The following is a 13,100-nucleotide window of genomic DNA, read 5'->3' on the forward strand; positions in this document are numbered from 1 at the left end:
GTAACGGCCGAGTGCGTCCCCAACCGACTCAAATACTCCGCCCAGGGCATTCCGGAGGCACCCGTATAGGCGTCATAGGCGCGGCCCTGCATCCGGACCAACACGTGGTAGCCCGTGTGGCTGATACTCGCTTCCTTTCCGTTCGCCAGCTTGAACATCATGTATCCGAGCCTGTCTCGATTGTCGGTCGTCAGCTGCACGAACTCGGGCTTGCCGCCCAACTGGGTAGTAGTCGATGGCCTCCGTCACCTGGCCGCGCGCCAGCAGGCTGAAGGTGTGGGCGCGCAGGGAGTCGGCCGCCAGCACCTGCGTGGCCACCACCTCGGCAACAGGAGCCGCCGCGCCCGCCGTCCCGCAGAGGCCCACCAGCAGGAACAGGGCCAGACAGCCACGCAGGAAGTTCATGGAAATGGAGCGCTCAGGCCGAGCGGAACTCGGCGGCGAAGCCGAGCAGTCGGCGAATGGCCTGCTCATGGTCTCCCTGACAAGCGGCGAGGAAGGGCTGGGCCCACTCCTGGCCCGTGGGCACGCCCTTCTCGTCCTGGAGCCAGCGCTCGAAGCGCACGTACTCCTCGTCCCGCGCCCCCACGAGGCCAAGGCACAGGCGGTAACCGGCGATGAAGCCCTCCATGCGCCGCACCGTGATGGGGCCGATGAACAGCCCCAACCGTCCCTCGGTGTCGCCAATCTCCCGGCGGATCTCCAGGAGGAGGTCCAACGTGGTTGATGAGGGCATCCGCGTGGGCGTCAGACGGGGCGTACTGGTGGCGAGTTGCGTGAGCTTCGGATCGTGCCAGGGAAGTGAAGCCAGGGTCTCAGGGGAGAGCGAGCGGAACTCCGCGACATAATCCAGGTACTTGCGCAGCGCGCGCGTCTGATCGCCGCCACATTCGCGCAGGTAGGCGGTCTCCCAACCCTCTCCCGGCCATGCATGTTTGATGTCACGCAACCAGGTACCGAACAACAGGTCCGGCCCCTCGTCCACGCCGAGGGAGCGTATGCACTCACTGTAACCATTATCGAAACAGTTCACCCAGTCGACATCGGGCATGCCGATGTACCGATAGGGGCCGGTGGGACGCACCTCCATGTCCTGACGGATGCGCAGCAGCACATCCAGCGAGGGCACCACGGGTTTGAGCCCGGTGGAGGAGGCAGATGACTCACTCATGGTACCCCCACCACGGTCTCGATGACCTCCTCGGCGATCTCCGAGCGCGCTCCCAACCTGCGCATGTACTCCGCCCAGGGCATTCCGGCAGCGCCCGTATAGGCGTCATAGGCACGGCCCTGCATCCGTACCAGGACGTGATAGCCATTGCGGGACAGGTTCACATCCTGGCCGTTCATCAATTTGAACGTGATGTAGGGAACCTTCTCCCGGGGCTGGGTCGTCAGTTGCACGAGCTCGGGCTTGCCGCCCAACTGGGTGAAGGCCGTGTGGATGTTCTGGGCAACGCTTTGGCACGCGCCCGCCACCTGCTTGCCCGCCTCGAACGACGTGCGCATCGCCAACAACCAGGCCGGTGCATCCTTGCCCGTGGTCAGCACCCAGTAGTCGATGGCCTCCGTCACCTGACCGCGCGCCAGCAGGCTGAAGGTGTGGGCGCGCAGCGAGTCGGCCGCCAGCACCTGCGTGGCCACCACCTCGGCAACAGGAGCCGCCGCCCTCGCCGTCCCGGAGAGGCCCACCAGCAGGAACATGGCCAGACAGCCACGCAGGAAGTTCATGGAAATCCAGGTTACTCCCAGTAAAACTGTAATTCAAGAACCCGACACACCTCGTACGTCACACCCCTCCCACCAGGATGGAAAAGTCAGGTGACACCGAGGGCCCCGCTGACTCCGGGTACGTGGCCTGAGCCCCTTCCAGCGGGTATAGGGACCGCCCATGAAAGCCCCCCCGCACGGCCCTCCCTTCGCCAGCTCCACCACCTGGAACGCGCTCGGAGCGGGGCGCTATGCCGGCCGCGTGCTTCCCCACTGGTTCCAGGGACGCGGCTCCTACGGCGGACTGCTGGGCGGCGCGCTCCTGCGCTCGATGATGCGCGAGCTGAACGAGCCCGAGCGCATGCCGCGCTCGTTCACCGCGCACTTCTGCGCCCCCGTCACCGAGCAGGACGCGCTCATCACCGTGCGCCTGGAGCGCGCTGGACGTCAGGTCTCGCACCTGTCCGCGCGGCTGGAGCAGGCGGGGCAGGTGGCGTGCCTGGCGAGCGCCACCTTCGCCACCTCGCGCGACACGCCGCTCGTGTTCACCGAGGCGCGCCCACCCCAGGTGCCCACGCCCCACGCGCTGCCCTCGGCGTCCACCGAGGCGATGCCCGCCTTCTGCGCCCAATTCGACTACCGCTGGTGCGTGGGCGCGCTCCCCTCCTCCGCGGCCTCCGAGGCGCGGCTGGGCGGGTGGATCCGCCCGCGCGTGGCCGAGCCGCTCGACGCGCCGCTCGTGGTGGGCCTGCTGGATGCCTATCCCCCGGCGGCGTTCGCCCGCGTGGACGGCCCCGTGCTGGGCGCCACCATGGACTACACGGTGCACTTCTACGCCCCCCTGCCGCTCGCCTCCGCCTCGCCCGAGTCCTTCTACCTGCGCGCGGGCCAGTCCCGGCACGCCGCCCTGGGGTACGCGGACGAGCTCGCCGACCTGTGGAGCGAGGACGGCCAGCTGCTCGCCCAGCTGCGGCAGATGGCGGCCATCTTCCCCCAGACACGCTGAGCGGCACGCTCGCGCCAGAGGTGACTTCCTCTCGCGGCGGGGCTCGGGTAGTTTGCGCCGCCCGGCGTGCCGTGCCCCGCGCGAGGCCCGCCGCGACTACCCCCCCGAGGTTCCCCACACATGGCAAGGATTTCCCAGGATCAGACCCAGGAGCGCCGCGCGTTCCTGCTCGAACTCTTCCGCTCCCAGCCCGACATCAGCCGCAACGAGGCGATGGAGACGTACAAGGACCGCTTCGGCGCCTCGCTCAACGCCAAGACGTTCAACGAGCTGCGCGAGCAGGCGCTGAGCGAGACGGAGGCCCGCGCCGACCGCGCCGAGGACACCCAGACGGACGCCGACGACGCCGACGACACCGACGCTCCCGCCGAGGAGCCCACGGCGGCGCCGCTGCGCGTGGTGCCCACCGTCGAGTCCGCCGCCACCAGCGCGGCTCCCGCGGCCAAGAAGCCCAAGCCCGGCAAGGGCCCGGGCGCGAAGAACGTGTTCGTGGACGCCACGCAGGAGCAGCTGCAGTTCCTCGAGCGCGTGGTGCACCAGCTCCAGGAGGCCGGGGCGAGCAACATCCGCATCGACCACGGCACCGAGCGCTGGATGGTGCTCACCGTGGAAGCGAAGTAGGAAGCGAAGGAGACGGACGCCGTCCTCCCGCCCGCCCGCGCGGTCTCCCCCGCGCGGGCGGCCTCAGAAGTCGTTGCCCTCCAGGTGCAGCGCGGGCGCCGGGCGGTGCGCCGGGTCCACCACGCACGGGGCCTCGGTGGCCTCGAAGGCGCGCGGGCGCAACAGCCGCAGGGTGAGCACGAGCGCGAGGAACAACAGCGCGCAGGCGCCGGTGACGAGGCGCACACCCCACCGGTCGGCCAACAGGCCCTGCAACCACACTCCCCCGGCGTACCCCACGGCGATCATCATGCTGTAGAGGCTGCTGATGCGGCCCTGGAGCTCGCGCGGCACGCGCAGCTGGCACGTGGTGTTGATGCAGGTGAGCGTGGCCATGTAGAGCGCGCCCAGGCCCACGATGGCGAGCGCCGCGGCGTGCAGCGTGGGCGTCATCCAGTACACCGCCGCCATGGGCCCGAGCAGGATGAGACTCGCCTCGAGCAGGCGCCGGCGCCCCAGCCGCTCCATGAGGGGCCCGAGCAGCATCGCCGCGAGCACCGCGCCCACGCCCTGCATGGTGACGAGCAGCGAGGTGGCCGCCGCCCCCTGCTGGAAGACGCGGATGGCGAACACCGGCACCAGCCCGATGAAGGGCGCCACGAGCGCCGACACCAGCAGCGCGCCCAGCATGGCCAGGCGGATGCCCGCGTCGTCCCGGGCCACCTGGGCGCCGCGCTGGATGCCGGACCACAGGGGCTCGTGCCGCCGCGCCCCCGTGCGCTCCGAGGGCCGCACGTGCCAGAGCGCCACGAGCACCGCCACGAAGGACAGCGTGTTGACGGCCAGCGCCCAGGCAATCCCCCCCGCGGCGAGCACGCCCGCGGCGATCGCCGGGCCCATGATGCGCCCGAGGTTGTACTGCGCCGAGTTGAGGCTCACCGCGCTCGACAGATCCTCCGGCGGCACCGACTGGGAGATGAGCGCGGAGAAGGCCGGGTTGATGAGGCTGTTGGTGCACCCGTTGAGCAGCGACAGCACGGCCACCGCGGGCACGGTGAGCCGGCCGGTGAGCGCGAGCACCGTGAGCACCAGCGCCAGCAGCGCCTGCACGAGCGTGCCCGCGGCGACCCACTTGCGCCGATCGAACCGGTCCGCGAGCGCCCCTCCCACCGGGGACAGCACCACCGCGGGCAGGAAGGTCAGGGCGGCGATGCCTCCGGTGGCCTCGGCACGGCCCGTCACCGTGGTGACGAAGACGCCCAGTGCGAGCGTCTCCATCCACGTGCCGATGTTGGAGATGAGCGTTCCCCACCACACGTGGACGAAATCCCGATGCCCGAAGGCCCGGAGCGATGAATAGCGAGACAAATGAAGGGCGCGCACGGCCCTCCCTTTGTATCGCATCTGCCCTCGCCTGGCAGGCCCCCCCCCTCCCGGATGACAGCCAATGCACGCTCGCTTCTCCACCCGCGAGCGTCAGGCCTTTCTTTTCAATCCCAGCACATTCGTCGGAGGTCCAATCGCTTGCGCCGCGAACCGTTGGAGCACGGATTACTTCACTTCACGCGAAGCGGAGACCTTGCGGGGAGTGATGCGGCCGTCGGGGGAGACCTGGGCGCCGGTGGTGGGGAAGTCCTCGCCGGTGAGGCGGCGCACGAGCGGGAGCACCTCGCCGGCGGGGTCCGGCTGGGGGATGCCGCGGCCCTCCTGGCGCGTGGGCAACAGGCGCCCGGAGAGGAAGCGGCCCTGGGCGTCGAGCTCCACGTCGGCGATCATCCCCAGGCCCTGGGGCCCCTTGAGGTTGAAGGAGCCGTAGGTGGCGAAGTTGCCCAGGGAGTAGAGGATGAGCTTGTCCTTGTAGAACTCGAGCGCGCGCACGACGTGGGGGCCATGGCCGATGACGAGGTCGGCGCCCGCGTCGATGACGGCGTGGGTGAAGGCGCGCAGGTCGCCCCGGTTCTCGCCGTAGAACATCTCGGTGCCCTGGGGGATGTTGAGCGCCTTGCCCCCTTCGGCGCCGCCATGGAAGGAGACGAGCACCAGGTCATGCGCGGCCTTGACCTGGCGCACCAGGGCGGCGGCGGTGGCGTGGTTGTTGACGTGGTTGCAGTTGGGCGAGGTGTGGAAGGCCACCATGCCCACGCGCAGGCCGTTCTTCTCCACGGTGGCGACGGTGCCCGCGGGGCCGCTCCAGGCGATGCCGAGGGAATCGAGCGTGGCCTCGGTCTCGCGGCGGCACAGCTCGCCGAAGTCACCCGAGTGGTTGTTGGCGGTGGAGGCCAGGTCCACGCCCGCGTCCTTGAGGTAGCGGCCATAGTGCGTGGGCGAGCGGAAGGCGTAGCAGTTGCCCCCGCGGCGGCACTTCTGCGTCTCGCCGTGGTCGCACAGGGGGCCCTCGAGGTTGATGAAGGTGAGGTCCGCGTCGCGCAACAGCGGCGCCACGGTGGCGAGGCTCGCGGCGCCATCGTCCGGGGGCAGGAGGCCCTCGGGGAAGGAGGTGCCGAGCATCACGTCGCCCACGGCGCGGATGCGCAGGCGGGCGTCGGCGGGAGGCGGGGGGCGCGGGGCCGGGGGAGCCGCGGGCTGGGCGAGCTGCCGCTGGAGGGCCGTCTGGCCCCGGGCCTGGGTGAGGGCGTCCTCGAGGTCCGGGTGGGCGGGATCCAACCGCTGCACCACGCTCCACGCGGCGAGCGCCTCCTGCCAGCGGTTGAGCAGCGAATACGCCCAGCCGAGCTCCCACTGACAGTCCACGCGCTCGGGGGCGGCGCGGGCGCAGGCGGAGAAGGCCTCGAGGGCGGCGGGGGCGTCCTTGGCCTTGAGGGCCTCGACGCCCCGGGCGTAGAGCGCGTCCACCTCGGCGGCGGTGGTGGCCAGGGGAGGAGTGCCCACCGGCGTGGAAGCGGACGCGGGGGGCGCGGGCGGCGCCTCGGGGGCGGGGGGAGGAGCCTCGGGAGCCGGGGCGGGAGGCGCGGGCGGAGCCGGCGGCGTCGGAGGCACGTTGGCCTCGGGGGGAACCGACGGGGCGTCGGAGATGGGACGGCGGATGGGCTCGGCGGTGGAGGCGCGCCAGTTGGCGCAGCCTCCGAGGGAGGAGAGCGCGAGCACGGAGAACAGGAGGGAGCGAGAGCGCATGCGGGCGCGCATCTTACGGGGGGAGAGGGCGGAGAAGGGGAGCGTCCCGCGGGGGCGGGGCGTGCTCGACGGAAGAGCGGCCGGGCGGAGGACGGGCCCGGGGGCGGAGGGCCTATAGTGCGCGCTTCATGTCCTCGCCCGCTCCCGCGCTCTCCTCCCCGGCGGCTTCGTCCGCTCCGGCCGTCCGCTTCGATGGGCTGTGGCTGTTCTCGCCCCGGGTGGACGTGAGCCTCGTGCTGGTGCCCGCGCTGCTCACGCTCGTGGCGGTGTGGCTGGCGGACACGACGGGGGAGGGGTACCAGGGGTACTCGTGGGCGCTGGGGCGGTGGGCGTCGCAGTACGTGCTCTTCAACGGCACACACGTCATCCTCACCTTCCTGCTGGTGGGCACGCGGCGCGAGCTGTTGCGCACCACGCCCTCACAGGGGTGGCTGCTGCTGGGAGCCTCCTCGGGGGTGTTCGCGGGGTGCCTGGGGGTGCTGTGGTACGCGGGCCAGCACGCGCCCCAGCTCAACCTGATGCTCGCCGCGTGCATCCACCTGCTGGCGGCGCACCATACGCTGTCGCAGGTGAAGGGGCTGTGGGCGCTGCACGGGCTGCGGGCGCGGGCCTCGGGAGCGCCCGCGCTGGGCGAGGCCGAGCGGCGGCTGCAGCGGGTGTTCGTCCCGCTCGCGCTGGTGCTGATGATGGCGCGCACGCTGGCGGTGCCGGTGACGGACGCGGCGGGGGACGTGCCGCTGGTGAACGTGGGGCAGGCGGAGAACGGGGCGCTGCCGCACGCCGTGACGTGGGTGCTGCTCGGGGTGTGGGGGGTGTTCGCGGGGCGACTGGTCCAGGCGCTGCGGGGGCCCGCGGGGATGAGCGGCCCGAGGCGGCTGTACGTGCTGAGTCACGTGGCGGTGGTGGGGGTGTACCTGGTGTGGCCGGCGTGGGGGGTGGTGCTCAGCGCGGGCATCCACGGCCTGGAGTACCTCTTCCTCACGGGGAGGATGCTCGAGCCCACGCCGGGGGAGAGGGACGCGCGGCTGCGCGGGGGAGGGGTGTGGGCGGCGATGCTGGGGGTGATGCTGCCGCTCATCCTCGTGGGCGTGGCGCAGAGCCCCTTCGTGCCGCTGGTGGACTCGACGACGGGGGGAGCGGCCACGCGCTGGCTGTTGGGCCAGGAGCCCTTGTGGACGCTCGGGGTGACGGTGACCAACGCGCTGGTGCTCGCGCACTACTTCGCCGATGCCTTCCTCTACCGCTTCCGGATTCCCCGGGTGCGCGAGGTGACGCTCGGGCGGCTCGGCCTCGCGTGAGGAACCCGACCGGATGGGGCGGCTGGCCGCTCATCGTCTTCTTCCTCTTCTTCCTCCACGCCGCGTGCGCCACGGGTGTCTCCCGGAACAACGCCCGGGAGGGCTCCCACTCACCATCGCTCGAGTCCCCACCGGAGCCCGGGGAGCAGGCCGCGCTCACGGCGGAGCCCGGCTCCAAATCGGCCACCGTGTACGAGTTGGAATTCATGGAGCCGCGCGCTGTCCCCACCCGGCCGGTGCCCATCTCCCCGGGCGAGTTCCAGCAAACCTTCCGGCGGCTCGCCCGCGACGTGCGGCTGGCGCACGGGACGCCGCGGGAGGCCGCCCACGTGTTGCTGCGCCCCTCGCGCGAGCCGCGGCAAGACATCGAGACGGTGGAGAGCGGGGGCGACTGGGAATGGGAGACGTACCGGGGCCAGGGCTATACCCTCGTGCCACGCAACCAGCCGGGCCCGGTGTTGCTCACCCCCGTGGCCGACGACGCCCTGAAGGCCTGGTACCTGAAGTGGTGTGAACACCGGGGCGGAGGAGACTGCCTGGGCCTGCTGGACGATGGGCCCTACCTGCGGGCGGATGACCGGCGGGTGTTGGCCCTCGCCCTCGCCCTGGGCCCGGTGCTCGACGAGACCTGGCGGACCCTGGCGCACGAGCTGATGGATGTGAGGGCGATGGTGTCCCTGGCCGTCTGGACGGTGGCAATCTATTGCATGATGTGGGTGGTGCCCGAACCCACCACCAAGGCACTGGCCGCCACCTTGACTGTGATTTTGATGAGCTGGCTGGGGCTGGAGACCATGTGGGAGCTGATGGACGGGTACAGCCGCATGGCCGTGGCGGCGCACGAGGCCACCACCTTCGAGGAGCTGCGCGCGGCGGGTGACGCATTCGGCAAGGTGCTGGGAAAGGACGCGGCGCGGGCGCTGCTCCTGGCGGTGGCCTCACTCTCCGGGCGCACGATGGGCGAGGTGGCGGCACGGGTGAAGTCGCTTCCGGGCTTTGGCCTCGCGGGGAGACAGTGGAAGGCCCAGGGCGGAGCCGCCGTCATGAGCCGGGTGGAGGCCGAAGAGACGGCACTGGCACGGGAGGGGGCCCTGGCACGGGCGGTGGAAGCGGTGGAGATGGTGGCGACGTCTCCACAGAGTGGCTTCGCGGTGGTGATGCTCAAGCGGGGACCGGGCGGTGGAGCGGGAAAGGCGCCAGGGGGCCGCTCTTGGGCAACCCTCATGCGTCACCGGGGCGGCAACCAACAGGTGGAACTCAGCGATGGCCAACACTGGCATCTGCCACGTGGCAAGTCGGTGGCGGACATTCCCGCCGAGGACAGGGTGGGGGACATGATTCAGGAGGTCGTCACCCAGGCTGTGAAGGAATGGGGGCCCCACAGGCTCTCGGCCAACGAAAGGCTCGCCATCGGCGAGGCCCAGAAGAAGGGCAAGTATTGGCTGGCGCGATTGTTGGAGCGAGAGGCCCGGGGGCGCTACGTGCACGCCAAGGTGGAAAAACAATTCCAAGCAAGCCTCAAGTGGAACCGCCAGGGTGTCGACATGGTTGACCTCAACACAGGCCGCCAATACGAGATCCTCTCTGGGACAGAGTCGAATCTGGCGCGACATGGCAGGCGAATGGCGACTGAATTCTTCCGGATGATCACCTTTTAGAAAGATGGCCATGGGCTGGCTCGAGAACGTCATCATCAAGAACAAGGAACTCGAAAACGAGCGGTTCGAGGTGACAGACAAAGACTCGCTCTATTTCCTTGGCCCCAACCTGACGCTGCGCAACTGCACCGTCGTCTTGAAGGTATCAGCCAGGCGATTACACATCCTCGGCGCCCGGTTCATTGACTGCACCTTCGAGGTGAAGCAGGAATTGAAGAACCATCAGGACTGGGTAAGAGCCTCGCTCGAGGGCTGCCGGTTCAAGGGCAGGCTGACGGGCTGTGATTTCGGGCACTGGCCCGAATACGGGAGTGAACCGGAGTATCAGCACGGTTTCATCGAGAACTGTGACTTCACCGAGGCCCGTCTGGATGGCTGCCGCATCATGGGCTGTGACCCAACCCCCCTGCGCTTCCCCAAGTGGCCCTGCTTCACCATTCTGGACCCCATTCGCAGGGCCCCCGAACTCCGTGGCGCCAAGTGGCCGGGTCTGGTCGGTGACGTCCTCGTGGGCGATCTCCACGCCCATCCGGCTCCAACCCGGGCACTGACCTATTACGCGCCCACCCTGGTGGAACGGCTCGAGAGCACACCGGAACAACTCCGGGCCGTCATCGAGAAGTTCGACTGCATCGTCTACTGACGATAGGGCTTCAGGGCTGGGCGGACTGGGGCGGACGTCCCCGGTGCTTCGAGACGGGCAGGTAGCACGTGCCCTGGTACTCCGCCTGCACGTCCAGGCACGGAGGACTCCGCTTCACGGCCAGCCAGCATCCACCGTTGATCTCGACTTCATCCACCTGGGGTTTGCAGGGCGCCGCGGCCTGATCCCTGAAGGGTCTGGAGGGCAATGGGTAGGCAAGCGTTTGCGGAACCGATGGCTCCGAGTCGGACAAGAGCGGGGCTTTCCCCTCGGAAGGAGCCTCGAACACCACGGCGGGTGAGGCAAACGGTTGTCGCCTGGACTCACTCACCACATGAAGCCAGACACCGAACGACAGGCAGACGCCCGCGAGAACAGGCATGAGCCGGGCACGCCAGGGCCGAGGCCCCGACGCGAGGTGCTCCGACAGTCTGGGATTGTCCTCCACGCGCCGGACCGCCGCGTCCGTCAGCACGAGGAGGTCCGCCAGTTCCGAGGCCCGCGCCGACGGAGGCGCTTCATCCACTCGCAGCGACACCGAGGCGGATTCGCGTTTGTAGAAGAGGCTCACGGCCCAGTCTCCCTCGGGCGTCCACTCCACGCGCTCCCCCGGCAGCAGCGTCAGGGCGGGCCTGCCCGTCGCGGCATGGCGCGCTTCGTAGAGGCGTCCCAGATCCGGCCCCACCTCGTCATAGCGCCGACCCAACCGGAAGGGCCCCAACCGCCTGTCCTCTCCACTCTTCTCGTTCGCCACGCGACGCCCCTCCGTGAGCCTTCACGGAAACGGATTTGACCATTCAAGTCAAGAGGGTTGGCATGCCCTGTTGGGTTCCCAAAGCCGTGCGGAGCCTCTCAAGGCCCCGGAGCCGGCGTGGACTTCGGAGCCCAGAGCAGCCTCAACTCCAGCGGCTCGGCGTCGAAGGGCTCGGCACGCACCGTCTCCTCGCCCCCGTGATGGGCGATGAGCCGCCAGCCCTTCTCCCCTCGGCCATACACCTCCAGGGTGTGAGCGCGAGGATCCACCAGCCACGCATGACCCACCCCCTCCTGGTGGTAGATGGCCAGCTTGCGCCCCCGGTCCAGCGCCGCCGTGGACGGGGACAGCACCTCACACACCCAGTCGGGCGCCAGGTCGAAGAAGGGATCATCCCGATCCAGCAGTCCGGGAGCCCGCTGCCGGCGCCAGCCCGCCCGGTCCGGCACCAGCACCTGCCGGCCCAGGTGCACCTCCGGCTCATTCAGGATCCACCAACCCCCAGGGCCCCCCGGCCCATGGCTGAAGGCATTGCCCAGCTTCGCCCCGAGCACCATCGCCGCCCATGCATTCCGCCTCGAGGGCCGTGGAAACGCCCACAGCTCGTCGTCGATGATCTCCCCCACCCACCCTGGCGGCAGCGCCTCGATGTCCTCGTAGGTGGCTGGACGCTTTCCCCAACCCATGTTCGCTCCTCCTCCTGGCCTTCCCGCCAGACTCCTCGCATCATACGCGAGGAGGTGACATCCGAGGTCAGGTGCGCCGCACGTCCAGGATACGGCCCTCGCGCAGCCAGCCCTCGGCGTCCCTCCACAGGGGCAGGCCCACGGCATGGATGCGCTCGGGCGCGGTGCGGGTGAGCCACCCCAGCCACGCGCACAGCGCCGCGTCGAGCTCGTCATGCGTGGGCAGCCTGCTCCCCGCGAAGCGCAGCCCCGCCGCCTCGAGCTGCTCCCGCCTGGCCGCCCGGCCCTCGGGGGAGGACTTCTTCCCCAACTTCTCCACAGCCAGCTGGCGCCATGTGGCCCCGGGGAACGCCTCGAACAAGCGCGCCCGGCCCGGCTCGGGCGTGTCCATGTCCAACATCTCCAGGGCTCCGAGCTGGTGCAGGGCCGCGAAGAGCAACACGCCACCGCGCACGAAGCCGTGGAAGGGGGCGCCCGGCACGGGGAGCACGTCCGGAGTCCGCCCCGGAGCCCGCAGCAGCCGCTCGGCCTCGCGCACCCGCTCCCCCGGCCGCGCGAGCGCCTGGGGCCCATCCACCACCACCACGTCCGCGGGCCCCACGGGGAACGCGGCCACGAGGGCCTCCGGGTCGAGCCGCCCCTCGCCGTCGGGGGCGGGCCACTCACGCTGCTCGAAGTCCACCCGCCCGTGCGTGTCCACCACGGCCACGTCCACGGCGCGGGGCCGGCGCGCGAACGGATCGCTCAAATCCCAGCCCAGGAAACGCACGCACCCAGCCTACCCGAGGCGCATGGCCGATGGCCCGGCGGGACACGTGCCGTCTATGGTTTCCCCTCCTCATGCGCGGCGGACGGTGCCCGCCGGGAGACGGACATGCCAGGGGTCATCGAGTTCTACAGCGTCACCGACGACTACGGAGAGTTCTCGAACTTCGCCCCCTATCCGCTCCACGGACCTGGCCCACGTCGCAGCACTACTTCCAGGCCCAGAAGTTCGCGGGAACCCCGCACGAGGACGCTATCCGCAAGGCCCGCACGCCCGCGCTCGCCGCGGAGCTGGGCCGAGACCGCCGCCAGAAGCTGCGCCGTGACTGGGAATCGGTGAAGGTCTCCGTGATGCGCGACGCCCTGCGGGCCAAGTTCACCCAACACCCGGCGCTCGCCCAGCTGCTGCTCGGCACGGGGGACGCGAAGCTCGTCGAGCACACCGCGAACGACGACCACTGGGGCGATGGGGGAGACGGCCGGGGCAAGAACATGCTGGGCCGTCCGCTCATGCAACTGCGCGATGAGCTGCGCGCGGGTTGAGTCTGGCCTTCAGCTCCGCCGTGGATGGTCTCCCTCACCCAGTTGCGCAGCGCCGACTCGGTCAAGTCCAAGTCCTTGGCCACCTGGGGCAGGCTCTTGCTGCCCTCGCGAACCAGTTTGACTGCCTCGGCCCTGAACTCCGGGATGAAACTCCGCCTCTTCCTTCGCTCCATGGACACTACCTCCTGTGTAGCCGACTTATGAGGTATGTCCACTAAATCGGGGCAGGCTCACTCCGCTCCGGGAATGGCGTTCTTGCGACATGGGACTCTCCTTGCTCCGTATTGACAGCGTTTCACGCGCAA

Annotated in this window: 14 protein-coding genes and 1 pseudogene; 6 read left to right on the plus strand and 9 right to left on the minus strand. The window is 69.9% G+C overall.

Annotated features, from left to right (window positions below):
- Window positions 1-72: 72 nt before the first annotated feature.
- The 3 genes from D187_RS54740 to D187_RS05915 are packed head-to-tail and all read right to left on the minus strand — an operon-like array spanning window position 73 to window position 1,731.
- Window positions 73-405, minus strand: coding sequence for a hypothetical protein (locus D187_RS54740; protein ID WP_155893190.1), 333 nt, complete (start codon window positions 403-405; stop codon window positions 73-75).
- A gap of 13 nt (window positions 406-418) precedes the next feature.
- A complete protein-coding gene (locus D187_RS05910) occupies window positions 419-1,171 on the minus strand; it encodes a hypothetical protein (RefSeq protein WP_002621401.1) in 753 nt (250 codons plus the stop codon).
- A complete protein-coding gene (locus D187_RS05915; protein ID WP_002621402.1) occupies window positions 1,168-1,731 on the minus strand; it encodes a hypothetical protein in 564 nt (187 codons plus the stop codon). Before D187_RS05915 ends, D187_RS05910 begins: the two co-directional genes overlap by 4 nt.
- A 160-nt stretch (window positions 1,732-1,891) precedes the next feature.
- Here D187_RS05915 and D187_RS05920 point away from each other — a divergent pair, with 160 nt between their 5' ends.
- Together D187_RS05920 and D187_RS05925 are read left to right on the plus strand one after the other, a co-directional pair.
- Window positions 1,892-2,716 (plus strand): acyl-CoA thioesterase, encoded by an 825-nt coding sequence (locus D187_RS05920; protein ID WP_002621404.1) that lies wholly within the window; start codon window positions 1,892-1,894, stop codon window positions 2,714-2,716.
- 120 nt (window positions 2,717-2,836) lie between these two features.
- Window positions 2,837-3,337, plus strand: a complete 501-nt coding sequence (locus D187_RS05925; protein ID WP_002621405.1) for a hypothetical protein — start codon at window positions 2,837-2,839, stop codon at window positions 3,335-3,337.
- Window positions 3,338-3,400: 63 nt separating this feature from the next.
- Here the strand turns inward: D187_RS05925 and D187_RS05930 are convergent, their stop codons facing one another.
- Window positions 3,401-4,699 carry an MFS transporter gene (locus D187_RS05930; protein WP_002621407.1) on the minus strand — a complete coding sequence of 433 codons (1,299 nt, stop codon included), beginning with the start codon at window positions 4,697-4,699 and terminating at the stop codon, window positions 3,401-3,403.
- 168 nt (window positions 4,700-4,867) lie between these two features.
- Window positions 4,868-6,448: a CapA family protein gene (locus D187_RS05935; protein ID WP_002621408.1), complete on the minus strand. Its 1,581-nt coding sequence runs from the start codon at window positions 6,446-6,448 to the stop codon at window positions 4,868-4,870.
- A 128-nt stretch (window positions 6,449-6,576) separates the two neighbouring features.
- Between D187_RS05935 and D187_RS05940 the strand changes: the two genes are divergently transcribed.
- From D187_RS05940 to D187_RS49470, 3 genes are read left to right on the plus strand one after another with little or no spacing between them, the layout of a single operon-like run.
- A complete protein-coding gene (locus D187_RS05940; protein WP_002621410.1) occupies window positions 6,577-7,746 on the plus strand; it encodes a hypothetical protein in 1,170 nt (389 codons plus the stop codon).
- Window positions 7,743-9,404, plus strand: coding sequence for a SitA5 family polymorphic toxin (gene sitA5, locus D187_RS57480; protein ID WP_002621411.1), 1,662 nt, complete (start codon window positions 7,743-7,745; stop codon window positions 9,402-9,404). The genes D187_RS05940 and sitA5 overlap by 4 nt, the downstream gene beginning before the upstream one ends.
- Before the next feature lie 10 nt (window positions 9,405-9,414).
- Entirely contained in the window at window positions 9,415-10,047 is a 633-nt protein-coding gene (locus D187_RS49470; protein ID WP_002621412.1) for a pentapeptide repeat-containing protein, read from the plus strand.
- Window positions 10,048-10,057: 10 nt separating this feature from the next.
- Here D187_RS49470 and D187_RS51965 read toward each other — a convergent pair whose 3' ends face one another.
- The 3 genes from D187_RS51965 to D187_RS05965 all read right to left on the minus strand — a co-directional run bounded on the left by D187_RS51965 (window position 10,058) and on the right by D187_RS05965 (window position 12,256).
- Window positions 10,058-10,801, minus strand: coding sequence for a hypothetical protein (locus tag D187_RS51965; protein WP_002621413.1), 744 nt, complete (start codon window positions 10,799-10,801; stop codon window positions 10,058-10,060).
- 98 nt (window positions 10,802-10,899) lie between these two features.
- Entirely contained in the window at window positions 10,900-11,487 is a 588-nt protein-coding gene (locus tag D187_RS05960) for a Uma2 family endonuclease (RefSeq protein WP_002621414.1), read from the minus strand.
- A 67-nt stretch (window positions 11,488-11,554) separates the two neighbouring features.
- A complete protein-coding gene (locus tag D187_RS05965) occupies window positions 11,555-12,256 on the minus strand; it encodes a DUF429 domain-containing protein (protein WP_002621415.1) in 702 nt (233 codons plus the stop codon).
- A 71-nt stretch (window positions 12,257-12,327) separates the two neighbouring features.
- On the opposite strand from D187_RS05965, the gene ybiA reads away from it, so the two are divergent.
- A complete protein-coding gene (ybiA, locus tag D187_RS05970; protein WP_281171758.1) occupies window positions 12,328-12,795 on the plus strand; it encodes a riboflavin biosynthesis intermediates N-glycosidase in 468 nt (155 codons plus the stop codon).
- Here ybiA and D187_RS51970 read toward each other — a convergent pair.
- Window positions 12,771-12,968, minus strand: a pseudogene (locus D187_RS51970) (transposase); the annotation flags it as partial. The gene ybiA and the pseudogene D187_RS51970 sit on opposite strands and share 25 nt — an antisense overlap.
- Window positions 12,969-13,100 lie beyond the last annotated feature (132 nt).

It is taken from the genome of Cystobacter fuscus DSM 2262, assembly GCF_000335475.2.
Lineage (GTDB): Bacteria > Myxococcota > Myxococcia > Myxococcales > Myxococcaceae > Cystobacter > Cystobacter fuscus.